We start from the raw sequence: 25,170 nt of genomic DNA on the forward strand, positions 1-25,170 counted from the left end.
ATAAAAAAAGAAAAGGTTTGGATTAATGTTCTTTAGACTTAATAACTTTTTTTGTTAAAACCTCTTGGTCCACATCACTTACAAAATTAAGTAAAGCATGGAGTTCAGCTTGTGTAAATATAACTGGTTGAACAGGCTCTGTTCTTAATATAGGCATATCCAAATCCATTAACTCATGCTCATTGGGGTAAGTAGGCTTTTTACTAGTCATGATAATCTCCGATTGGCTTTGTTCCATTATAAACAACTATCCTTAAGGCTGTATTAAGAAAGCCCTAAATGTAATTTAACTAAACTTTTTTGATGTAGTTGTTAATTATCTGCGTTATTTTTTGAGCAAAATTAACGTTTGCATTAAACAAATAATCATTTTGTTTTAAGCCAAAAGATTTTTAAAATAAATGAATTATTGAATAAAATAATAAAAAATAAATTATAAATTTAAGAGAAAAAATCAACAAATTTAAATACATATACAAATATTTTTATTCAATAAAAAATGTTAACTTTATCTTAATATTTATATGCTACATTAACCTTAATGAAAGTTAAAATTAATTCGCGTGTTTATCATGAAAAAACCAGTAGAAATAGAAAATTTATCATCAAAAACCAATACAACTATAGTAGAAAACTCTATAGATACAGATAATTCTGTAACTAATATTTTAGATCCTAAAAATGCAAATGAGGCTTTAGAAAATAGTGAAAATTTAGGCTCTGCAAATCCACAAAATTCTCCTGCAAATAGAAAAAAAAGAACAAAAATTGAGGTGAAAAAAGGGGCCAATTTAGTACAGGGTAACAATAATAATAATACTAATAAAAGACGTAAAAGTCATAAAAATCCGCGTTTTTTAGAGATAGAAGGTACAGATAGAATTAGTTTCATTGTATTAAATAAAAATGGCATTATTGAATATGCGGGGATCTTTAAATCATCAAGCGACGGTGATTCTTTTTTATTAAAACAAAAAAATCCTTATACCGGCCCTAACAAATTTGCTTATGCTTATATTGTATTCACAGGAGAGGATGAAAATAACAACCCTGTGCAAATTGTATTCACATTAGGTATTATGAATTATGGAGATAGTAATCACCCAGGTGTTAGAATGTTTGCCCAAAAGGTAGCGCAATATTTAGAAATCGAATTAAAAATTAAAGTTCATAAAAAGGAATATGTTTATACTGGTGAATGTACGCTTGACCTACCTACTGGAAAAACAGATTTAACAATAGATGATATGGAAACCATGGTAGGGGAAAAGTTACGATATCTTCAATTTAATTTAAAAGGCACTAAATCAAATTTGAGTTATACAGGTGAAGGTAAGCCTACATTAGTAACGTATCTACCCCGGGAATGTATACTTTTAAGCAATGAACATACTACAGCAAAAGGATTAAGACTTAGTACGCCTGAATCATATATAGATATAAACGGCGAAGTTTCTAACCAAGCTAGCAATGGTAAAGAAGAGGAAAAGGAAAAAAATAGCGGTAGTCAATCCTCTTTCAACCCCCCTGATAGCCAACGAGAGGGAAGGGTATCATCATCCATAGGCTCTTCAGCAACACCTGCTTTTGCTAACCAAGCACGCGCAAGGGAATTATCATCTATAGAATCCTCAGCAACACCTGCTTTTGCTTTGCCTGCACATACAACAGAATTATCATCTAGAAGCTCAGCACTGACGGGGTTTGGATTCTTTAAGAATAGCAAACCAGAAAACAGTGCCACTCCTTCTAGCTCTAATACAAATGAGGATAGTGTTATTGAATTGCAATAATCTTAATCTTTCCCTTTAATTAGCTATTCATGCCTTATTGGCTAAAGTGGCGTCAAACTAATAAAAGCTTTTTTATTTCTTGATAGGTATAATTGATCGCTTTTATAGATTTAGGCGCAATAAAAATAGAATCATCACCAGCAATAGTGCCTAAAATTTCAATTTTATCGCGATGATAATCTAAAATTCGAGCAACCAATTGCGCAGCACCAGGACTGGTATTGACAATTATAATGGCTTCATTAGCAACGACATCAATGATTAAGCTTGATAATTGACTAGAGGTAGTAGGTGGTGCAGGCTCGCGCGCTAATCGATAAACGATTTGGCCTAATTCATTTTTTGATTTAATCGCATTGAGTTTGTGGATTAAACGCGAGACTTTTGATTGGTTTACATAATGACCTTTAGTTTGCAATGCGGCACAAATATCTTCTTGCGTGGTAACCTTGCCTTCTAAAAGCAATTGACGCAAATCATCCACTAAAGTTTGTTCTTGCTCATCTTTACGAGTAGCTAAATGTGCCATGGCATTAATCCTTTGTTTAATTCAGTAATAATGAATGTTTATTCATTATTATGCCATAAAATTGCATAAACTGTTAATTTTTGCTTGTAAAAAGATTTTTTGTCAGGTAATATTCAAAAATACTGAATATTTAATCAATATTTAAGCTATTTTTTGGATTTTTATTCATGAATTCGATAATAAATGTGGCTATTGCTGGTATACAAGGTTATAGCGGTCAAGTGTTAATGCAGTTGGTGGCTAATCATCCTTATTTAAATTTAGTTGCAGCTTTTAGTCGCCAAACACAATTTGAGCTCTATCAGCAATTACCAGCATTAAAACAGCAAAATATTCCCGTTTATAGTTATGAATTCATTAAACAACATGCAGAGAAAATTGATGTATTATTTCTAGCAACGCCGGCATCCGTCTCAATTGAAATTGCCGCGGTATTAACTAATAGAGATATTTGCATCATTGATTTAAGTGGCGGCTTTCGTTTATCTGAACAACAGTTTTTAACTTGGTATGGGTTAAAACATACAGCCCCTTCTTTAATTACAAAAGCGTGTTACGGTTTAACACCCTGGGTAACATCGCAAACAAACCATCAATTAATTGCTAACCCAGGTTGTTATGCTACCTGTATATTATTAAGTTTAATCCCTTTACTAAAAGCCGAGATCTTAAATCAGGATACGCTCATTATTGATGCTAAATCAGGGGTATCAGGCAGTGGAAAACAACTCGCTCCTCATTTAATGTTTTGTGAAATGGCGAATAATTTTTTACCTTATAAAATAGGAAAACATCAACACATTCCTGAAATTGAAAAAGCTCTCAAGGCTATTGCTGGAAAAGATGTTGCTATTCGATTAACAACTTCACTTTTACCTTTAATGAGAGGTATAGCAATAACTATCTATGGCCAAGCCCAGGCGGGCTTAACAGATGCCGACCTAACGCAATTGATGAATCAAGCGTATCATGATGCCTATCACGCTTATCCTTTCGTTTATTATCAAGCGTTAGGGCAAGAAACGATAGATAACCAGTTTATTTTATCTTTAAACCAAGTTATTGGTACGCCTAACTGTCATATTGGTTTTTTTGTGCAAGATGGCCAAATTACTTTATTTGCGTCACTTGATAACTTATTAAAAGGCGCAGCAAGTCAAGCAATAGAAAATTTAAACGCTGTATTTAATTTACCGCTTCATACAGGGCTTTTATCACTACAGGGGGGCTTATGATCCTTGGTTCTGGCATTTTTAGAACAAAACTACCCACTGGTTTTAAAGCCGGCGGTATAAATTGTGGTGTTCGCCTTTATCGACCCGACTTAGGCGTAATCATTTCTAATACACCTGCGGTAGCAGTCGGTGTTTTTACCCAAAATAATTTTAAAGCAGCGCCAGTAAAGTATTGTGAACAACATTTACCTGCTAATAATATTAAAGCGATTATTACCAATAGCGGTGAGGCAAATGCTGCTACAGGCCATGATGGTGTTGTTCATAATCTTAGCATGGCGCAAACGCTAGCTAATAACTTAAGTTGTAGCCCCAGTCAAATACTTACAGCGTCTACAGGGATCATTGGTAAACCTTTATCTATTGTAAAAATTACTCAAGCTATACCTACTTTAGTTCAAAAAACTACCGATATTGCTGAGAATTTTGCCACGGCCATTTTAACGACTGATTTGGTACCAAAAACAGTTTATAAAGATGTTGAACTTTCACAAGGCACTATACGCATTACCGGTATTTGTAAAGGCTCTGGCATGATTCATCCTAATATGGCTACTATGTTAGGTTATTTATTAACGGATGCTAAACTTGATATTACCGAAGCACAAACTTGGTTAAAACAAGTCTGTGATCAAAGTTTTAATATAATTAGTGTAGATGGTGAAACATCGACTAATGATTGCGTATTTTTAATGGCTAATGGTAACAGCCATGTTTCCCCCAATACGGCGCAAGATAAAACTATTTTTTATCAAGCACTGTTAGAAGTAGCCCTGGCTTTGGCTAAAAGTATTGCACGGGATGGGGAAGGGGCATCAAAATTAATTGAAGCAAAAGTCAGTGGCGCTGCCACGGAAGAGCAAGCAAAAGCTGTCGCTAAGGCCATTATCACAAGTCCCTTAATTAAAACTGCAATGCACGGTCAATCGCCTAATTGGGGCCGAATTCTTGCGCGTATTGGTAATGAAATGATCACGGAAAACATGCTAAGTCAATGCGAAATTGCAATACAAGGGATCACTTTATTTGCCCAAGATAAAATAAGTAGCAATGATAGCTTAATTGCGCTTAAAGAATTACTAACAAAAGATCACATTATTATTGAGATTAAATTCTTTCAAGGCCATAAAAAAGCAACGGCTTGGGGATGTGATTTGACAGAAAAATACGTCCAAATCAATGCGGAGTACGTTTCATGAATTCATTAAATCATGCTTATATTTATACCGCAACCAGCAAGCTAATTTTAATTAAAATAGGTGGCTCCATTCTCCATGATCCTAACTCAGTCTCTGCTTTAATTAGAGATATTAAAGCGATCCTTACCAGCGGTTATCAAATTGTTTTAGTGCATGGTGGCAGTAAAGCGATTAATGAAGCACTGCAAATGTATGGTATTGAGTCTAAATTTATTGAAGGGTTAAGAGTGACATCAAGCGCGGCTATAAAAGTTATAGAAATGGTTTTGTGCGGACAAGTCAATCAGATGTTAGTAAGAATGCTCAATCAAATGGGCATCAAAGCAGCTGGCTTATCGGGCGCTCAAAATCATATGCTGCAATGCAATTATTTAGATAAAAAGTATGGCTTTGTCGGCGAGGTAAAACAGGTTAATTCACAGGATATTTCCCATTTACTGGCAAATCAAATTACTCCCGTGATTGCAACTATCGGTGTTGATGATATAGGTCATGCTGTCAATATAAATGGTGATATGGCAGCCTATCATTTAGCGAGTGCCTTAGCGGTCGATAAGTTAATTTACTTAACCGATCAAGATGGTATTTATAATAATGATGGTCAGTTATTGAGGATTCTTTCGGAAAATAATTTACACGAATTGGTAAAAAATGCCATTGTTAGTAATGGTATGCTCGTAAAAGTTAAGGCTATTTTAAAGGCATTGCAGTGTAACTTAGACCAAGTCATGATTGCCAATGGTATGCAGCCATATAGTTTAATTAATGCAATTTTAAAACAGCACAATCCTGGCACATTATGTTTAAAAAATCAAAATTAATTAATCGTCCAGATTAAGCAGGTAACTGAGGAGAAAATGATGAATGTAACGATTAAAAAAATTGTTTTGGCTTATTCTGGGGGATTAGACACTTCTGTCATGATTCCATGGTTAAAAAATAATTATAAAAATGCCGAAATTATTGCCGTCATTTGTGATTTAGGGCAGCAAGAAGATTTAGCAGCCATTCAAAAAAAGGCCCTAAAAAGTGGCGCAGCTAAAGCGTTAGTTTTAGATGTGCAAGAAACGTTTGTTATCGATTACCTATGGCCTTTAATGAAAGCAGGGGCTTTATATGAAGATCAATATATTTTAGGCACCATTTCTAGACCCCTTATTGCTCAAAAACTTGTCGAAGTTGCTTTAAAAGAAAAAGCTCAAGCCATTGCTCATGGTGCAACCGGAAAAGGTAATGATCAAGTACGTTTTGAATACACAATTAACGCTTTAGCACCGCAATTAAAAGTCATTGCACCTTGGCGAACCTGGGAAATAAAGTCAAGACAACAAGCCATTGAGTACGCACAAGAACATGGTATTGAATTAAGTTTAACCCCGAAAGCACCTTATTCGCGTGATCATAATATTTGGTATATTTCTCATGAGGGTGGTGTATTAGAAGATCCAGCCCAAAGTTGTCCTGATGATGTTTTACTGATGACGAAACCACTTGAGCAAACACCTAATCAACCAGAACAACTGAGTATTGAGTTTGATAAAGGAGTTCCCGTTGCTATTAATAATCAGCAATTATCGCCGGTGCAACTTTTAAAATTACTGAATGAAATAGGTGGTAACCATGGGATTGGTGTTGCCGACCTTATTGAAAATCGGCTGGTGGGCATGAAAATTCGCGGCGTATATGAAGCGCCAGCGGCGGCAGTGCTCTATAAAGCCCATAAAATGCTAGAAAGCTTATGCCTTGATAAAGCAACTTTACATTTAAAACAATCATTACAAGGCACCTATGCTAACTTAGTTTATGAAGGACGTTGGTTTTCACAGACGCGCGAAGCACTAGATGCTTTTGTTACAGTCACTCAACAACATATGACAGGTACTGTTACACTTAAACTGTTTAAAGGCAATATTATACCATGTGGTATGACTTCCCCTTACAGTCTCCATCATGCTGCCTTTGCTACCTTCGAAGAAGACGAAGTTTATAATCAGCAAGACGCAGCTGGTTTTATAAATTTATTTTCTTTGTCAGCAAAAGTCTTTGGTATGGTGCATGGAGGAAAACATGAGTAATAAAACTTGGGGCGGTCGTTTTAAAAAACCTTTACACCCGCTAACCATTCAATTTAATGCCTCAATAGATTTTGATCATGTGCTTTATACTTATGATATTTTAGGCAGCAAAGCACATGCAAAAATGCTAGGCAAGCAAGAGATTATTTCTCAAAGTGAATCCGATACAATTTGCTATGCGCTTGATGAAATTTTACAAGAGCTTAGCACAGGCCAACATGAGTTAGATGTTCAGTTTGAAGATATACACATGTTTATTGAACAGTTACTCATTAAAAAAATTGGTGATGTTGGCAAAAAATTACATACAGGTCGCAGTCGCAATGATCAAGTAGCCCTCGATTTGCGCCTTTATACGCGCGAAGCTGCGGAAAAAGTCATTAAATTGCTGCAACAAGTTACTGCTGTTTTAGGTAAGTTAAGTGATAAACATGCTAAGGATAAAATGCCTGGTTATACCCATCTTCAGCAAGCACAGCCAGTTTTTTTAGGATGGTATATGGCTGCATATAAAAATATGTTTGAACGTGATATAAGCCGCTTTATCGATTTAAAAGAACGCATGAATTTTTCTCCCTTAGGTGCTGGCGCTTTAGCAGGAAGTAGCTTGCCTTTAGATAGACCGTGGGTTGCACAAGAATTGGGTTTTAAAGGCGTTATCGAAAATACATTAGATGCAGTGAGCGATAGAGATTTTATTATAGAGTTTTGTAGTGCTGCTAGTATTACTATGGTGCATTTATCCAGGATGTGTGAAGATTTTATTCTTTGGGCAACCACAGAATTTAATTTCTTAATCTTAGATGATGCCTTTGCTACTGGTTCTTCTCTAATGCCTAATAAGAAAAATCCCGATATTTTAGAATTAATACGTGGTAAAACTGGCCGTGTTTTCGGGCATTTAATGGGTATCTTAACAGTGATGAAAGCCCAACCTTTAGCTTACAATAAAGATATGCAAGAAGATAAAGAAGGCTTATTTGATACTGTTCTAACCTTAACCTCTTGTTTGAATATTCTTGCTCCTTTTTTAGAAAGCTTAACCTTTAATACTGCTAAGATGAAAAGCCAAGCAGAGCATGGTTATTTAGATGCAACCGCAGTTCTAGAAACATTAGTGCAAAAAGGGATGCCTTTTAGAGATGCGCATCATCAAGTAGGCGCGTGGGTTGCTAAAGCTATTGAAAAAAATTGCTCGTTACAAGAGATTTTACAGGAGAGCAGCAATGGCATTGCTTAATTTAGCTAATAATATTTATCCTAAGAGTTCTGCAACTCACGTTGTTAATGTGAAGCACCTTTTAACGGGTAAAGAGCTATCTGCAGCTGATATAGAAAATATATTGTGCTTAGCAGATAACATGAAAAGAAATCCAAGCAATTATCAAAATACGCTAGAAAAGAAAGTATTAGCCATGATTTTTGAAAAACCTTCTTTTAGGACACGCTTGAGTTTTAATTTAGCCATAGAAACATTAGGCGGCATAGCTGTTGAAAGTATTAGTAACACGCGGAAAACAGAAGAACCTAAAGATTTTATACGTGTATTAAACGGTTATTGCGATTTTGTCATGATAAGGACGCATGCAGACAAGCAATTACAAGAGATGGCGCAATATGCAACTATCCCTATCATTAATGGATTAACAGCCCTATATCATCCTTGTCAAATATTGGCTGACTTACTAACGTTGAAAGAACATTTCGGTAAGCTTAATGAATTAACCTTAGCCTACATTGGGGATGGCAATAACATCTTGCATAGCTTACTCATTATGGCCCCACGTGTTGGGATAACGATTCATTATTGTTGTCCTAAAGGGCATGAGCCTGATGCAACAATTTTGTCGGAAAGTAAAAAATTATTTCCTGACCAGATTCATTGTTTTACAACACCTGCTTTGGCTGTGCAAAATGTGCAGGCTGTTTATACGGATGTATGGGTTAGCATGGGCTTTGAAGGGCAAACATCTCAAAGTAATTTTGCTAATTTTCAAGTTAATGAGGCATTAATGGGTCAGGCTAAACCTGAAGCTGTTTTTATGCATTGTATGCCTATGGAGCGGGGCAAGGAAGTTTCTACAACGTTACCAGATAGCTCTCAGTCCATTATTTTTAAACAAAGTGAAAATCGCCTGCATATTCAAAAAGCTATTTTGTTGTTTTTAAAATCCTTTTACTAATTAATGATTTTTTAAATATTATAAAGTTAAAATTTTAAGTATACATGCGGGGTTTTAAGCAGTATTATTTGAAAAAATAGTCTCCAAAACTTCATTTTCCAGGTAAGCTACTATTCTTTATAATATTTAAATTTATTAATTGGTAAAGATAATATGAATCTGGCAGTTGTAACATTTAAAAATCGCAGGATGTTGATCAGTCTTATTAAATCCGATTTTAAAGATCGTTATTTGGGACATCATCTTGGTATAATTTGGGCTTTTATTCAGCCCTTAGTTATGGTGGCTGTTTATTGGTTTGTGTTTACCCATGGTTTTCGAATTAGCGCTGTAGCAAATGTTCCTTTTTTACTTTGGCTGTTAGCAGGATTGGTACCCTGGTTTTTACTTAATGAAGCTATTATCAGTTCAAGTAATGCAATTGTTTCTCAGTCTTTTTTTGTAAAAAAAATTGTATTTGAGGTTAAATTATTGCCTATTGTGAAGGTTGGTTCTGCAATCTTAGTGAATCTAATTTTTTTGTCTTTTTTAATCTGTGTCTGCATCGCCTATGGGTTTTATCCCAATGTCTGGTGGTTACAACTTATTTATTATATGGGATGCATTATAGCTATTAGCTTAAGCCTGGGGCTTCTTATCTCAGCAATCATGCCTTTTTGGTCTGATGTGGGTCAAATATTGATAGTTGTTATGCAAGTTTTATTTTGGGCCACACCGATTATGTGGAATAAAGATATGTTAAGTGGTAATTATTCATACTTTATTAAACTTAACCCCTTTAGCTATATCATAGAAGGTTTTCGTACTACGATAATTAATCAGATACCATTTTGGCATAGCTATGATCAAATGATTTATTTTTGGCTCTTTGTTTTAGTATGCGTTTTTTTTGGCAATATAGCGTTTAATAAATTACGGCCGCATTTTGCTGATGTTTTATAAGAGATAGAGATGACAAATGATATAGCAATTAAAGTTGAAAACTTATCTAAAGCTTATAAATTATATAATACCCCTTTAGATCGCATGAAAGAAGCTCTACATCCACTTAAAAAGAGATATCACCGCGAATTTTATGCTTTAAATGATATAAATTTTGAAATTAAGAAAGGAGAATGTGTTGGCATTCTTGGTAAAAATGGTGCTGGTAAATCAACATTACTTAAAATTATAACTGGTGTCCTAACTCCTACATCAGGCCATGTCAAAGTTAATGGTCGTATTGCAGCGCTTCTTGAACTTGGTGCTGGGTTTAATCCTAATTACACAGGTATAGAAAATATCTATTTTCAAGGCAATTTAATGGGATTTACTCGACAACAAATAGACTCAATGGCCGAACAGATCCTTGCTTTTGCTGAAATAGGAGAGTTTGCCTATCAGCCAGTAAAAAACTATTCATCAGGTATGTTTGCTCGTTTAGCTTTTGCCGTATCTATTCATGTAGAACCTGATATTTTAATTGTGGACGAAGCGCTTAGCGTAGGCGATGCCGGTTTTCAAAATAAATGCATTCGGCAAATGATGTCTATTTTAGAAAAGGGTGTTACAGTTTTATTTGTTAGTCATGACATCCAGGCTATTAATAAATTTTGTACCAAGGCCATTTGGTTAAAAGATGGCAAAAAATACATGGAAGGTGAAACGAAAACAGTAACAAATTCTTATATGTCTTATTCAGTTTATGGATTGCTGCCTGAGACGCCCTGTCAATTAGAGGATTTAACTAATGAGTCCCATTTATTGGATAAACAACAACTTTTAGAAAAACTAATTCCTACGGAGGGCTTAGAAAGTTTTGGTGAAAATAAAGCTCGCATTCTAAAAATAGGATTTTTAGATAGCTTAGGTAATCTAACAACCCTTTTACGACAAGGTGAAAAAGCGAAATTTGTTTGCGAAATGATTGCCTTTGAAGATTTATATGATGTTGGTATTGGCGTGTTATTAAAGGACCGTTTAAACACAGAAATTCTAACTTTTAATTCATATATGTATAAAAACCCGTTAGATTTTATGGCAAAACAAAGCAAATATTTGACCATCATTAACTTTGAAGTGCCTAAAATTTTTCCCGGCGAATATACTGTAACAGTCGCTTTATCGACCGGTACTCAATTAAATCATAATCAACAACATTGGATACATGTAGCTACAACCATAAAAGTGATTTCTAAAGATTTAATTGATGCCTGTATTGTTACCTTATATCAAGATGAAGTAGAGTATAACTATGAGCAAATATAATACCACTTTAGAACATAATTACTTTAGTAGTCAATCTAAGATTTTGAGTAAAATCAGTCCAAACAGTATGGTATTGGAATTTGGTTCAGCGCATGGCGTTATGACTAAATACATGAGAGAACAATTAAATTGTAAAGTTTTTGCAGTTGAATTAGATGCACAGGCAGCAAACGATGCAAAACAATATTGTGAACGAATTTTAGTTAGCAATATTGAAGACTATCAATGGAAAATTGAATTTGATAATTTAAAATTTGATTATATTATTTTTGCTGATGTTTTAGAGCATCTTTATAATCCTTGGCGAGCGCTTGCTGAAGTTAGATCCTTTCTAAAAGATGAAGGTCGCATTTTGCTCTCAATTCCAAATATTGCCAATAACGTGGTAATAATGAATTTAATCAATGACAAATTTGAATATCAGTCAACAGGATTATTAGATGACACGCATATTAGATTTTTCACTAAAAATTCCATCGATAAGATGATTAAGGCAGCTGGATATAAGGCCGTAGATATCGATGCAATATTTTTAGCGCCGCCAGACACTGAATTTCATCGCTCTTACTTAGAATTTAATCAAGGTGTTGTAAATACTTTAATTAGAAAGCCAAATGGTCATGTTTACCAATATATCTATGAAATAGTAGATGCAAACTCCTCTTTAAGCGAATATCAAATAGATAAACTTAAAGAACCTTTAAGAATGGAGATATTTTATGATACAGGTAAAGATTTTAATCAAGAGGAAAGTTTACCTATCTTAAGTTATGGTAAACACACGGTGACGTTACCTAAGGTTGAAATAAAACGTCTACGTATTGATCCTTCTTCACATCCTGGATGCTTAAAAAAACCAATAGTCAAAGTTGCTGATGCTAATGGTATTATTTATGAGTGTGCATTTACCTTAATAGGGTTTAATTATTTATCAGAGCAACAAGCAATTTGTTTTGGTACGGATCCACAAATTATTGTTGATTTACCGATTACCAATCCTGTTAAATTAATTTTTGATCTTGATTACAAAGTAATTTGTTTTTCCAAGGACATTTTTAGCGCGCATGAAACATTAAATAACTTAAGTAATGTTCAGGGTTTTCAAGTAGAAGATATAAATACTCTTCAAACAGAGTTGGCTAATAGAAAACAGGAATTAGAGCGTATTAAAACTGAATTAGAGCACGCCAAAAAAGAACTTCAATTAATAAAAGCAGAAATACCAAATGATGCTATCTAAAAGAGACTAATTTATAAGGTAAGCTATTTATTTTCTTTTTATTAAATTTTTACGAAGAGAAATATTGCTCTCACGAATTATCTCTTTCTTAAAGTAGGGGTAAATAATAGTTTACCCCCTTAATTAATTATTAATAATCTTAATTATCAGTTCTAATTCTGATTGAAGAGAAAGGCTCTTCATGGGATAAATGTTGATTATCTATTGTCTCTTTATATTGGCTAAAAAATGAGAAGCCTATAGTATTTTTAAGCTTTGTCAATTTTTCATCATGTTTTGTTCCGATACATTTTATGTGTTCAGCATACCTAGTAGCAGAAGTTATAAGGTTTGCTACTTCTTTTTCTGCCTTATTTATTTTTTTATCTAAATCCTCTAATTTATCTTCAGATTTAATCACTAAAGATCTAACTCTACCTGCCTTATCCAGTGCTCTTAAAGTTAGTTGTGCCGCCTCATCATTTTGTTGAGTTAAATAATTAATAACTTGCTTGTCTTGCCGCTCATCAGGCGTTGTCATCCAGGCACTTACATTTTCTTTAATATAAGTTAAACTTGATTGTTCTTTTTGTGATATCGTTTGTGCTTCTTTAACTTTTGCAAGTATCGTTTCATATTTTTTTGCTTCTTGCTGATAATTTAAAAGTTTTTCACTCTTTTTTATAATTTTTTCGCGAATACCTTGATGTGCTAGTACATCTTCACCATACCGTTCTTGTAATTCTTCAATTTCGTTTTCAAGATTGTTTATTTTATCTTTTTGATCGCGCTCTTTCTCCCACAGGTAGATGAGAGATAATAAACAAAATAATTGCAGTGCGTAATACGAAAAATTATTAACTATATATTCATTAACCCGACCATTTTCGGCGAGAAAGGTAAAGATTTGCTCCAATCGTGCACGCACATAAATTTTAATTGGATATTCAACAAATTTAGCACAACTACCTAAATATTTTCTTGTTTGAGCTAAAGATAAATCTAAAATTTTATTCGCCGCTTCATTAGGCGTCATACCCTGATTTTTTTTATCAGTTTTTTTCACGCCCCAAGTTTTCTTACTTTGCTTTTTAAACAAGCCAGGAGTGGGGGGTACTTTACGCTTTGGAGTGATTTGATGCAATTTTTCTTGTTTTTCCTGCTTCTCTTGCTTTAATTCTAATTTAAAAAAGGCAGAAAACTCTTGTTGATACTTTTGTGTTACCTTTTGCCATTGCTTTACATTAGGAAGCAGCGAGCGGTTATCATTCTGCTTATTATTGGTTGTAAAATTTTGCTTAGGCACAAAACTAAAGCCCTTAGAGTCAAATCTTGTTGATTTAATATAAGGATTTGACATTGGCTCTGGAAAAACACTGTCTACGGGCCTGATTGATTTTACTTTAGTTATATTTTTTATTACAGACAACATAATAAAACTCCAATTAAAGCTACCTTATTGTATGTTTGGTATAAGGCTATTAAAAATGCCTAGCTTAACCAAAGATTATTAAGAAAAAATTAAGCTAATTGGAGTATTTGAGATAAATGGGATTAAAAAATTTATAAATATATTAAATTTTTTACAATAATGCGGTGTTGAAAAACACATCAGGCGGCTTTTTTTTGAAGCGTTATTAATATATATTAACTAGATTGGCTATTTTTATACTGGAGTACTTGGTATGTCACAATCAAAAGAAACTCAAAAATCCCTAAATAAATCACCAGTACTATCAAAAGAAAGAAAGCTTGAGCGAAACGAAGATATGGAAAAAAGGCTATCTTTTTTTAGTATTTTAGCCAAAACAATGTTAGAAATGCCAACAAAAGATAATTTAGAAGCTTTACAACGAGAAAATGATGCCCTAAGCCATAGTTGTTGCTCAGAATCGGCATCAAATAATCCTACACCTTAATATCTATATTTAAATTAAATTTAAGAAAACGTTAATAAAAATTGCGTATAGTTAATTCTATTTTTTTACAGTATCTATGCCGAACTATTCTAGACAAATTATAATTAGCTTGCAACATCCTCACAGTCGCGAAGATCAAACATCTTTTCCTAGACAAGGTGGCACTGCTTATATGCTTACTAAGAGAGCGGAAGAGCTTAATAGGCCTAGTGATATCATCTATTTGGATAGCTATCCTTTACGTGCAAATTACCCTGATGATTTTTCTTTTCAAAGAGCAGTCTCTGCATTTGAAGATAAATACGTTAAGGAATTAGAAAAAAAAGTTGACTCAAGGACTCTTATTTACCTTGTTGGTCATGGAGATCCTAATAATCCTACCTATATAGTAGGAGCAGATAAAAATGGTGATCCAGTTTCTTGGCCTGTAGATAGATTGGCTGATTTATTAGCTAAGGGTACAAAGAAAATATTATCACAAAATTCCCGTGGTAGCAGCCAATATATAATTAAAAATAGTGTAGAAGAGAAGCTTACTATTAGCATGGTTACCTGCTTTTCTGGTAAAGGTCTTGAGAAAAGTTTGGCAGCAAATTTAAATGAACATCTATGGCATAGCCATCTTGTAAAAAGTGATATATTCGGTCGTATTCATGAAGTGAGTCGCTATGGTGGTGGCCCTCTTATTAAAAGAGTGCGCGGCAAGCACCATGAAGATGAGTATAAAGTATTAATATCGCGTGATAAAAACGGTCAAATGCAAGTGCTTCCTATTTTTTATTCAGCCAAACCGGAAATTCTTTTTTTAGCTCAAATAACCAATTCCAGAGCTAATGATTGGCACTATCGTAAAACAACTGGAAATTTAGTTAGCGAACTTAAAATAGGTAATAAAGCTCAATTAGAAGGACTTATTACCACAATTAAAAAGGTGCACCCGGGGCTTGTGTTAACCATTGAAGAGAGCAAAAAATCGCTAGGTCACTTTCGATTAGTTATAGCAAAACAAAATGTTAGAACTTACTTAATACAAAGTAATAAATTAAAAGACTACGAAGCTAAACAGGTAGAAAGGACAGATATAGCGGAAGAAAGAAATGAGGATTTTATAGCCTTTTTATCCCAAAAAACAGGGTGGCCTACTAATGTTTGGGGCGCTCGTGAATCGCAAATTGTAACGAATACAAACCATTCTGAAGCTGATTTACAACAAATTTCTTCTTACTTAAATCAATTATATCCAACACTACTCTCAGAGGTTATTCAAAGTAGAGATGGACATCAATATAGGTTAGTTATTTCCGTAAGAAATTTAGAGGCTATTTTAAAATCTGAAAAAGAACAATTAAAGCAATTCGCTTTAACTTATTTAAGCAGCAATAACAATTCAACAGCTGAGATTAAAAATGAATTAGATAGATTTTTTTCATTAAGTTATCTTCATATGGGAGAAAACTTTAAAGATTTAAGCGATAAATTGCTGCAACTTTCTGTGAGCCAAGCTAATTTAGCTAACGCTATTACTAAAATTTTGTGGGATATTAACCAATTTATTCCAGCTCAACATCGAGTTGCCCAACCTGCACCAATTCAAAAAATCTCTCCAGTTTTTATGGATAAAGCGGCTGCTTACTATGAGGAGATTGATGATCAAGCGCTGGTCAGCAAAATGCAGAAATTACAAAATTACAAGCCAGGGGACTGCTATTTTGGAAAAAAAATTGACAAAGATGGTAATGAGCTTTTAGTTGTTGGCTATTTCTGTGAGGCATTTGATGTTAATGTACTATCATCAGAAACACAAATACAAACACAAATAGCAATTAATTTTATTCCTGCCAATGAAGTCGAAACGAACTATAGAAATGACCCTGAAAAAATACGTGAAGAATTAGTAACTATTGTTGCTATTGATTTTGATAAAACCCTTACATTAAGCCATACTAACTGGGACAATGTTCCACCTAAACCCTCAGAAGCTTATTATAACTATATCAGACAAAATATTCGTTTTCGGGAAGATACTGTAAAAATTTTAAGAGAGCTAGCCAGCAAGCCTAACATTAAGCTTAGTATAGTTAGTAACTGTCGTACCCCTGATTTAATTTATGATACTTTGTATGAAATGTTTGGAGAGGAGGCCGTTAAAATATTTCCACCAGAAAGCATTTACTCGGGAGGAATTAATAAAAGTGTTCTATTAGGTAGTTTAACAGCAAAGCATAAAACGATTAAAACTTATCTGGTTGATGATAGTACGCCGAATATTAGAGAAGCGCAACAATGCGGCGTTCACACTATAAAGGTAGATGACACCACTAATCTTCACTTACATCAATTACGAAATGAATTCAAACTTAGTACTGAAATTGAATTTTCAGATATTAAGGTAAGTTCCTTAACAGCGCAGGCTGCGTTAAGTTGTTTACAGTTTTATGTAGCTAAATCCAATAAATCTAATAAACCCGATCTCACTTCTCCAAGTGATATCTTTTCGTTTGACATAAAAAATCTAGGTAAGAAACTTGCCTTACGTTATCACCCAGATAAAACAGGAAGCGACGAAGTATTTAAAGTTGTAAACTCAGAAATTACAACGCTTAATACATTAAATGATGCACTAACTAATCCTAATAATTCAATTGAGGATTTAACAAAAATTTTAATGAATGAAGATCAATGTTTGTATGATATTAATCTTCAACCACTTACAGAGCCATCAGAAATTCCAAGCTTGATCTTGGATAAATTAAAATCTGGTGATAATGCACAAGATAACCTTACTATCTTTATTAAATTATGGCTTGAAGTAAAAAAATTGAGCGGAGAGCCTAAGCACTATGTTTTAGCGAATTTAATTTTAAATAATTATATTATCCCAGTTCTAAATCATAAAGCAGGTATTAAAGCTTTAGCAGCTCTTTGTAATGAAGTTAAGTTAAATCCAATAAGGATCAATTATTTACCTGATTTGATTATGGAAGCTATGGCGCTTAATCCTCAATTCCTTCCTCAATTGTTAGATAATTTGACTGAAAAAAATCGAGTTAAATTGATGAGTATCGCCCAGCAACAAACTTTTTTTGCTGGTAATTTTCAAGCGCAAAATTATCGGATGCCACTTCTGACAAATTTTTATCAATTGATAAATCAATCTATAAACGTACCCAATTATAACCGATATCAAAATTTGTGGAGTAAATTCAGCCCAGACGTTTTAGATTTTTCTAATCATCAAGAGTTAGAGGAAGATATCGCAGTTTTAGACACATATTATGAATCTGATCCAATTTTTAAAATTAATTTAACTTTTAATAACAATGAATTTTCAAAATTAAGTGGTGAAGTATTAGGAACTTTTATTGCAGCAAATCGTACGACTATTAAAAGCTTAGTTATTAAGAATGTTAAATTTCACGATAAGCAGAGTTTATCTGCCAGCGTTCTTAGGCTTTTGGCTAGTGGGAAATCATCAGAAGTACCTGCTTCATCTACAGAGAATCAAACAGTAAAGTCAGTAGATTTAACGGCTGAGATTGGTACTTTGGTTGTTTTTGGGGAAAAACCATCATTAAACCATGTACAAGAGCTTAACTTGAAAGATCAAGCAAAGGATAATGTATGTGAAATGTTAGTTTTAGAAGATGTCATGCTTGAGAATGATTTAATGATACTAGGCAAGGACTTAGCGCATAATACTAGCTTAAAAACATTAATTCTCACAGATAAGAATGAGCAGCTAAAAGATAATTTTCTGCAAGTATTAGCTGCGTCTTTTACGGATAATAGAACATTAAATATGTTAGAATTAGAGGGTAATTTTGGTAATGATGGGTTAATGGCGTTAGCCGAAGGATTTTCAGCAAGCGGGATTCAGGATTTAAACTTGCAGGGTCTATTTAATGACGACGGCCTAAGAGGTTTTTTCGCTAAACTGACGCGAAATGTTACTGGTGGCTTAACCTTTAACAGTCCTAACTTAAGTACTAAAGCCATTGCTGACATATTAGCTATTTTAAAGTCACAAGATGTTAAAGTAGAAACTTTGTACTTTAATTTGCCTGAGATAACAGAAAGCGATGCTAAAATCCTTAAAGAGGCGATAGCGAAGAATTCAGAAAGGGTTGCTGATTTAATTTTATCCACTACAACACCAATAGAAAAAAAAGCATCTGTAATTTTACAGTTGCAAAGACCCGGATCATCTTTGCCATTAGTAACACTTAGAAATAGTAATTTAAAGCCTAAAGAGTTCGCGAGGATCAATCAAACTCTTGCACGAGTTAATGATAATTTCGATTTTTCTTCTCGTTCTGTATCACAAGATAGAGAAGCAGAACTTGAAGAGGATTTCGCAATTTTAAGTAATTATTTTCAGCCTTCGCTGGGTCAGAAAATAGATATGAGTTTTAAGGGAAATTACTTTTCAGCAACTACTTGTGAACATATTGCTACTTTCCTTATTGCGCAAAAACACTCGATTCGCAGCGTAAGCTTCAATGAAGTTGAAGTAGACGAATATCAACAAGACCACTTATCAAGAAATATTGTTGCTTTGTTTGATGAAGATAGCGCTTGCCAAGAATTAATTTTAGATAATGTTGTGTTAGGAAAAGATATCCCTTATATCGCACGTCGATTAGGTGAAAATGCTACTTTATCAAACCTAGTGCTAATTAGTAGGGACGAATTGAACGATGATTCTGTTGCATTGCTTGCTAAGTCGCTAAACACAAATCGCAGCCTTAAAGAATTAAAGCTAGCTGGCACATTTGGCAATGATGGATTAACTCATTTAAGTAGCCAGCTCTCAGTAAGTGGTGTGGAAGTGTTAACTTTACAAGGCCATTTTGACAGTGAAAGTGTGGAAGCGTTTTTCGCTAATGTAACTAGGAGTTTTACTAGCTTAAGTTTCGCAAGTCCCAATCTAGATGCTAAAGTTATTATAGAAGTATTAAAGATTTTAGAATCAAAACAAATAAAGGTAGAATCCTTATACTTTAATTTAGCTAGTATTAATGAAGAGGAAGCTAAAGAGATCAGAGCTACTTTAGCTCATAATACTCATATTAGTAATCTTATTTTGGAAAGTAAAAATCCTGTAACAAAGAAAGCGGCAGCTCAATTATTAGCTCAATCTACTTCTGTAAATTTAAACCTTATAAATAGTCCCTTACAACAACTTACAAAAGAAGAGCTACAGGCTATCGAAAAAGGATTGCAACGCTTTAATGATGGAAAGATTAATTTATCCTCTCGCTCTAAGTCGCCAGAAACACCAACAGAACTTGAAGAGGATTTTGCAATTTTAAATAATTACTTTCAGCCTTCGCCAGGTCAGGAAATAGAAATAATTTTTAAAGACAATTTTCTTACCAAAGAGATTGCTATAGAAATAAATACTTTCATTGGCAGACAGAGGAGCTTAATAACCAGTTTAAGCTTTAACGATTTTACTGTACGTAAGCGAAGTCATTTAAGCCAATTATCTGTTGCTATTCCTCTCTTAGTAGGTCGGGGTAGTGTTTGCCAAAAGTTAGATTTAAATAATGTTTTATTAACAGCGGATTTAGCAAGTTTTTCATTAGGTTTACGAACAAATACTACACTAGAGTATTTAGTGTTAACAAGCGAAGATGAATTAAATAATGATTCTATTTCCTTACTTGCTAAGTCGCTAAACAAAAATAAAAGCCTTAAAAAATTAGAATTAGCCGGTAGATTTGACAACGAAGGATTAGCTCATGTAAGTAGCCAACTCTCAGCAAGTGGTGTAGAAGAGTTAACTCTACAGGGCCGTTTTGATAGTGAAGGCGTGAAAGCATTTTTTGCTAATATAAGCAGAAATTTTACGAGTATAAGTTTTGTGAGTCCAAATCTAGATGCTAAATCTATTGTAGAAGTACTAAAGTTTTTAGAAGCAAAGCAAATAAAGGTTAAATCTTTGCGTTTTAATTTGAATAATATTAGTGAATCAGATGCCAGATTACTTTCTCAAGCTATACCTAAACGTGATGATCTATCTATAGAAGAATTAGTTTTAGAAACTAAAGAGCAAATGCCAACAGGAAGGGCGGCAACATTGCTTACTCACTATGATAAGCATAGATTTATTCCTTTAAAGTTCGTAAGTAATAAGCAAAATATTTCATTAGATGATGCTTTACTTCTTGCAACAAAGTTGCTAATCAAAAAAGAAGTTAGCCAGATAATTAATACCCAACCGAATGGTCCTTTTAAAGAGTTGATGCAACAATTCCTAGGTAGGCTACCAGACTCAGATTTTAATGACCATATTCTTTTACGAGTTACAACGCTGGTTAATCTTATTGGGAATATCCAAAAAGCTCAAGCACGACTTGAAGATTATGTGGATGCTTATCAAAGTTATGCCATTAATGCAGGAATGACTTTCTTTCATCATCATGGCTCAAAAGGAAGAGATAGAGCTACTCATCATTTACAAAATTGGCAGAACGATAATGAAGTTATGCAGAGTATTATTAATACGCTACAAGTAGGATCTCCATTTAACACTAGTGAGGAAGGCTTAAGTGATAAAGCTTTAGAATTAGTCTATAAAGCTGCGTTGCAAAGTTTGGCAAATAAAGCTGTTAAAGATATAAGTACGCTTAAAGGTAATACTTATAGGCATTCTTATAAAACATATCTACTTGCCTATAAAACTGAATTAGATGCTTGTTGTAAAAATTCTGATATTAAAAAAGAAATTCAATTTAATAATACCTCTGTAAAAGGAAAAAAAGGAGCAGATTTAAAACAGCCAGAGCCTTTTGGTGAATTACAGGCTAAGAAAGATAAGGAAATTAAAACTGAATTTGGAAATCTTCGAAGCTTCGCTGCAGGAAGATGAGAAAACTTACTAGCTTATAAATGTTGTTTTTTATTAATTATTAGCACTCTTTCATGCCAATCCCCTAAGTCTGATTATCACAATAATCAGACTTAGGGGGCTATTAAATTAGGCATCTACTATCTTTCAATAAAACTTTGTATTCTTTTAAATTTTTTAGCCCGATTAGTCAACATCGCTTAATTTTGCTTTTCATCGAGTGTAGTTTTTTTAAATTGATTAATATTTTCTTAAATTCTTCGATAAATGCTTGTAGCGTTTCTATGAATTCATCAGGATTTTGTATGGTTTGGTTTTCTTTGCTATAAATATAGCTTAATTTATTACGGCGTTGAGTAAGCTCAAGATTTGTATTTTTAGCAATCTGCATCGCACCATTTGTTTGCTCTAATATTATACTTGCAAAAAACTCATTTTATTTTATCACTGTGATTTATTTAAATATAAATTTTATATAATTTATATTGAGTTACCTGCCCATATCAGATTAGATTTTTAGTGATAAAACCCCTTTCATGCTTAATTGAAGCATAGTAAGAGATGAATTCAATAAGCATTAGTTATATCCTTACCTGCCCCACATCGTAAATTTTCACAAAAGCTTGATGCTTCTCGTCATCGAATAGTAATTTTACTTAAATTAAATTCTAAACTATTAATAAAGCGATTAGAGCGCCGCTCTGTTCGTATAATTTTCTTTACTGGCAAAAATAATTATAAAAAACTATTTTAAAAGTCATTAAGTTATTTATTTACTGTCTTCAAAATTATCCTGAGCAAAGGATAATCCAGTTTTGGGTCGCCCTCTTAATATTTATTTAAGGTAAAAAATATATACTATCAAAAAAATTTTATATCAATTGGCTGTTCATTAATACAGTTTGAAGATTTCAGGAAGATACACCAATCCTATACTGAGATTTATTTGATGTAGTTTTATAATGAAAATAAGAGAGAAATTTAATAGTAGTTTTATAGTTGACTTTACGGGTTTCATGAATGAAATTAGTAAAGGTGTCAATGCTCATCCCAGGAAAATAGACATATACTTACAAAAGTTATCAGGTGATTTTTTAAAAAACCTAGATTTCTTTATAACTGTTTCGCTTGACCAATTAATTGATGAAAAAATTATAAGTGATGCCAATAAAGGTTATTGGGAAGATGCATTTACCAAAAATTCGAATATTTTACTTAAACTTATATTGCGAGCAAAAGATGAACCTCTTAGTGAAAGATATGTAAAATTACTCGAGCAGTGGGTTCACACCCGTCAAAATATTAATAGTATAAGAAGCGATGTAAAGTGTTATCGTCTATTTTTTGAGTGTGAATCTAATAAAGGAAAAGAAGGCATAGAGCGATTAAAGCGGGGGGAGGAAGTAGAGCCTGGTAACCTTATTGCCTTAGCTAACGCTTTTGCCTATGCTATTTCTGAAAAAAATCTAGGACAACCGCTCAATTTAAAGATAATTTTAGAAATTCATAAACGTGCTTCAACCAATGTTAGGGGTTTAAAAGAAGAAGTTGTCCCCGGACATTTACGCCTCGACGATACAGGATTTGGCATTACCCTTGAACAAAGCCAAGGTTTGTATGAAATTTTAACCAGTAAGTCTTATAGTATTGCTTACAAAATTGAAGGAAGTCGATTAAAGACCTTGTTAAAAGGTGAATCATTAATCACAAAATTAAATGAACTTATTAGAGAATATAATAGAGATCTCGAAAGGTTAAGAAGTAATATACAAAAATTGCAACGAATTGTTGATTTTATTCAAGAATTGATAAGAGTACACCCTTTTGGTGATGGCAACGGGCGATCTTTAGGAAAAATACTTTTAAATCGTGAACTTATTAAACATGGGTTAGTCCCTGCCCAACTTACTGAAAATATTTTTGGAACAGGCGATAAATGCACGATTATTAAAATATTAATTAATGGAATGGGCCGATTTTTACAAAAACCTACAGTAGACGAACTGCTTATATTTGAGAAAGAAATAGTTCAGAACATGAGAAGAATTATTGAGCTAGAAGGAAGAATTGAGCAGAATTTCAGTTATGCTAATGAGAACGAGTCGGAAAATATTAATTATGAGGTGCGGGAAAAACTAACTGTATCCTTGTCTGCGATGTTAAAGGAAGTCCAACTTGAAGAAAGACCGACTAAAGAACTCCATGAAAAATCAATTGCCGAATTGGATGAAAGTAAATTGTTATATTCATAGAAATTGGATTTAGGAGATACCGATAATGAATGATTTGGAGTTAGAATATCAAGATCTTGTTAAATCCTTTAATAGCTTTAAGATTTCTAATATGCAGGATTTATTAAACACGATCCATGCATCGACAGTATCGCATATAGTTAACGAAACATTAATTAATGGATTTAAAAAAATCAATCCTAAATCAGTGCTAACAGATTCATCAATTCTATTGCTATTTGATGAGCCCCAAAAGTCTAGTTTTGCTCTGTGGATATTGAATCAGACTCTGCTGGATTATCACATAATTAAGCAGAACTATGGTTTGATTTCGTCGATTGATTTTTTGAATAAAAGTAAACATTTGAAAATAGGAATCGCATTTAACTGCCCACATGTAGTTTTATTTTTTTTAAATATAGTAAGCAATGAGATACAGCAACTTAGCTCAAAAGACTCTCAAATTAAAAAAATTAAAGAAATACTAAATTATCTACGTGAAGCATACCTGTTTAATGATAAGTCTCATAGAGATGGTATCGATCATCTAATTTTAGCCTTGATAGAAGTTCAACGTATAAAAATCGAACAATTATGCCTAGCGCCAGTTGAAACTTATTTATCTAACATTGCAACTGCTCGTGCTCATTTAACTTTATCTAATGAGCTTCTTATAACTCAAAGTACAAAAATAACATCAATAAGTCTCAATCCAGAAGCCAATACAATTTCTTCCATGTTGGCAGAATATAAATTTAAAGGTTATGATTTTAATTCCTTAAATGAATATTTAGACAAAATAAATGATATTTCTTCTCAAATAGAATCTCCAATTATTGGAGATAAAGTATGTTGGGAGGCTGAATCTGTTCCCACCGCTCCTATCGGTTAAATTTTAGTTTTAATCTTATTGCAACCTGCTATTTGAAAATATACCTTGATTGCGCTATGCTTCATCAAGGCTACCTAGCTGAAGATGGTTTAAGCTGAGTGCCCTGCTTTTACTATCTAAAGTATTTGAACCAGTAATTTGGACTTATTATTAAATCCACTTAATCATTCCTTAAAATTAATAAAAACCGTTAGTTATTTAACCTTTGTTTTGATTAATTTAATCTATCTACAGCAGCCATAGCTTCCTGGATTTAAAGACCACTTTATAGTACCTACTACCTGATAATCTATTTTTTATAGAAAGTTTAGTACTGAGAGGCATATCTATACGAACTTTTGTCATAGTTTAGAATAGCTATATGCAGAGACAATAATTCCTTTTATTATTTAATAGTGACTTTAATATTAAAAGGGGTTAGGAAATTCTTGGTTATTATATCTTTCCTCCAGCTCATCAGAATTTTTAATTTCATAGTTTAATTCATTCAAGCTTATTTTAACTGTCAATGACTGTTCCCCTGAAGTAAGGAAATGGTGATGCTCTATGTTATTTTCATCGATATCAATATCTACCGCCGTAAAATCATAAGTCTTAACTATATCCGTTAAACTCTCTACCTCTTTTTCAGTACCTGATAAGAGGATTTGACCTTCATTATCATATTGCCGACGTTCTCCACCAATAAACATTAGTTTATTAATTTCTATTAGTGATTCATCGTCGATGTTAAGCTCATTTGCCATAGACGAAAAAAAATCATCTAATGTATCTGAAATCGCAGCGTCGGTATTC

The 25,170-nt window shown here is 33.3% G+C and carries 19 protein-coding genes; 14 read left to right on the top strand and 5 right to left on the bottom strand.

Translation table 11 applies throughout. The features are described from left to right. Window positions 1-22 precede the first annotated feature (22 nt). Window positions 23-211: a hypothetical protein gene (locus tag DYH30_RS07575; RefSeq protein ID WP_131740605.1), complete on the bottom strand. Its 189-nt coding sequence runs from the start codon at window positions 209-211 to the stop codon at window positions 23-25. A 361-nt stretch (window positions 212-572) separates the two neighbouring features. Between DYH30_RS07575 and DYH30_RS07580 the strand changes: the two genes are divergently transcribed. Continuing rightward, window positions 573-1,793, top strand: coding sequence for a hypothetical protein (locus tag DYH30_RS07580; protein ID WP_115331075.1), 1,221 nt, complete (start codon window positions 573-575; stop codon window positions 1,791-1,793). Between the two features lie 52 nt (window positions 1,794-1,845). On the opposite strand, the gene DYH30_RS07585 is transcribed toward DYH30_RS07580, so the two are convergent. Beyond that, a complete protein-coding gene (locus DYH30_RS07585) occupies window positions 1,846-2,322 on the bottom strand; it encodes an arginine repressor (RefSeq protein WP_115331076.1) in 477 nt (158 codons plus the stop codon). A gap of 167 nt (window positions 2,323-2,489) precedes the next feature. Between DYH30_RS07585 and argC the strand changes: the two genes are divergently transcribed. The 9 genes from argC (at window position 2,490) to DYH30_RS07630 (ending at window position 12,501) form a co-directional block, all read left to right on the top strand. Then, the gene (gene argC / locus DYH30_RS07590) at window positions 2,490-3,557 is read left to right on the top strand and encodes an N-acetyl-gamma-glutamyl-phosphate reductase (protein ID WP_115331077.1); all 1,068 of its coding nucleotides are present in this window, start codon (window positions 2,490-2,492) and stop codon (window positions 3,555-3,557) included. After that, window positions 3,554-4,756: a bifunctional glutamate N-acetyltransferase/amino-acid acetyltransferase ArgJ gene (gene argJ / locus DYH30_RS07595; RefSeq protein ID WP_115331078.1), complete on the top strand. Its 1,203-nt coding sequence runs from the start codon at window positions 3,554-3,556 to the stop codon at window positions 4,754-4,756. Before argC ends, argJ begins: the two co-directional genes overlap by 4 nt. Continuing rightward, window positions 4,753-5,577: an acetylglutamate kinase gene (gene argB / locus DYH30_RS07600; protein WP_115331079.1), complete on the top strand. Its 825-nt coding sequence runs from the start codon at window positions 4,753-4,755 to the stop codon at window positions 5,575-5,577. Before argJ ends, argB begins: the two co-directional genes overlap by 4 nt. A 39-nt stretch (window positions 5,578-5,616) precedes the next feature. Continuing rightward, on the top strand, window positions 5,617-6,831 hold the full coding sequence (locus tag DYH30_RS07605) for an argininosuccinate synthase (protein WP_115331080.1): 1,215 nt from the start codon (window positions 5,617-5,619) through the stop codon (window positions 6,829-6,831). Next, window positions 6,824-8,071, top strand: a complete 1,248-nt coding sequence (argH, locus tag DYH30_RS07610; RefSeq protein ID WP_115331081.1) for an argininosuccinate lyase — start codon at window positions 6,824-6,826, stop codon at window positions 8,069-8,071. Before DYH30_RS07605 ends, argH begins: the two co-directional genes overlap by 8 nt. Beyond that, window positions 8,058-9,014, top strand: coding sequence for an ornithine carbamoyltransferase (gene argF / locus DYH30_RS07615; protein WP_115331082.1), 957 nt, complete (start codon window positions 8,058-8,060; stop codon window positions 9,012-9,014). The genes argH and argF overlap by 14 nt, the downstream gene beginning before the upstream one ends. A 153-nt stretch (window positions 9,015-9,167) precedes the next feature. After that, the gene (locus tag DYH30_RS07620; RefSeq protein WP_115331083.1) at window positions 9,168-9,956 is read left to right on the top strand and encodes an ABC transporter permease; all 789 of its coding nucleotides are present in this window, start codon (window positions 9,168-9,170) and stop codon (window positions 9,954-9,956) included. A 9-nt stretch (window positions 9,957-9,965) separates the two neighbouring features. Beyond that, a complete protein-coding gene (locus DYH30_RS07625) occupies window positions 9,966-11,261 on the top strand; it encodes an ABC transporter ATP-binding protein (RefSeq protein WP_115331084.1) in 1,296 nt (431 codons plus the stop codon). Beyond that, window positions 11,248-12,501 (top strand): class I SAM-dependent methyltransferase, encoded by a 1,254-nt coding sequence (locus tag DYH30_RS07630; protein ID WP_115331085.1) that lies wholly within the window; start codon window positions 11,248-11,250, stop codon window positions 12,499-12,501. The genes DYH30_RS07625 and DYH30_RS07630 overlap by 14 nt, the downstream gene beginning before the upstream one ends. 139 nt (window positions 12,502-12,640) lie before the next feature. On the opposite strand, the gene DYH30_RS07635 is transcribed toward DYH30_RS07630, so the two are convergent. Beyond that, on the bottom strand, window positions 12,641-13,912 hold the full coding sequence (locus tag DYH30_RS07635) for a coiled-coil domain-containing protein (protein ID WP_115331086.1): 1,272 nt from the start codon (window positions 13,910-13,912) through the stop codon (window positions 12,641-12,643). A gap of 253 nt (window positions 13,913-14,165) precedes the next feature. Between DYH30_RS07635 and DYH30_RS07640 the strand changes: the two genes are divergently transcribed. Both DYH30_RS07640 and DYH30_RS07645 read left to right on the top strand, forming a co-directional pair. Next, the gene (locus DYH30_RS07640; RefSeq protein WP_115331087.1) at window positions 14,166-14,399 is read left to right on the top strand and encodes a hypothetical protein; all 234 of its coding nucleotides are present in this window, start codon (window positions 14,166-14,168) and stop codon (window positions 14,397-14,399) included. Window positions 14,400-14,475: 76 nt separating this feature from the next. Further along, on the top strand, window positions 14,476-21,273 hold the full coding sequence (locus DYH30_RS07645; protein ID WP_115331088.1) for a leucine-rich repeat domain-containing protein: 6,798 nt from the start codon (window positions 14,476-14,478) through the stop codon (window positions 21,271-21,273). Between the two features lie 169 nt (window positions 21,274-21,442). Here the strand turns inward: DYH30_RS07645 and DYH30_RS07650 are convergent, their stop codons facing one another. Next, a complete protein-coding gene (locus tag DYH30_RS07650; RefSeq protein WP_115331089.1) occupies window positions 21,443-21,643 on the bottom strand; it encodes a hypothetical protein in 201 nt (66 codons plus the stop codon). Between the two features lie 571 nt (window positions 21,644-22,214). On the opposite strand from DYH30_RS07650, the gene DYH30_RS07655 reads away from it, so the two are divergent. Together DYH30_RS07655 and DYH30_RS07660 are read left to right on the top strand one after the other, a co-directional pair. Next, on the top strand, window positions 22,215-23,504 hold the full coding sequence (locus DYH30_RS07655) for a Fic family protein (RefSeq protein WP_115331090.1): 1,290 nt from the start codon (window positions 22,215-22,217) through the stop codon (window positions 23,502-23,504). A 25-nt stretch (window positions 23,505-23,529) separates the two neighbouring features. Next, entirely contained in the window at window positions 23,530-24,375 is an 846-nt protein-coding gene (locus DYH30_RS07660) for a hypothetical protein (protein WP_115331091.1), read from the top strand. A 407-nt stretch (window positions 24,376-24,782) separates the two neighbouring features. Here the strand turns inward: DYH30_RS07660 and DYH30_RS07665 are convergent, their stop codons facing one another. Continuing rightward, window positions 24,783-25,121 (bottom strand): hypothetical protein, encoded by a 339-nt coding sequence (locus DYH30_RS07665; protein WP_115331092.1) that lies wholly within the window; start codon window positions 25,119-25,121, stop codon window positions 24,783-24,785. Window positions 25,122-25,170: the final 49 nt, after the last annotated feature.

The sequence above is a fragment of the Legionella busanensis genome, from assembly GCF_900461525.1.
In the GTDB taxonomy this organism is placed as follows: Bacteria; Pseudomonadota; Gammaproteobacteria; order Legionellales; family Legionellaceae; genus Legionella_C; species Legionella_C busanensis.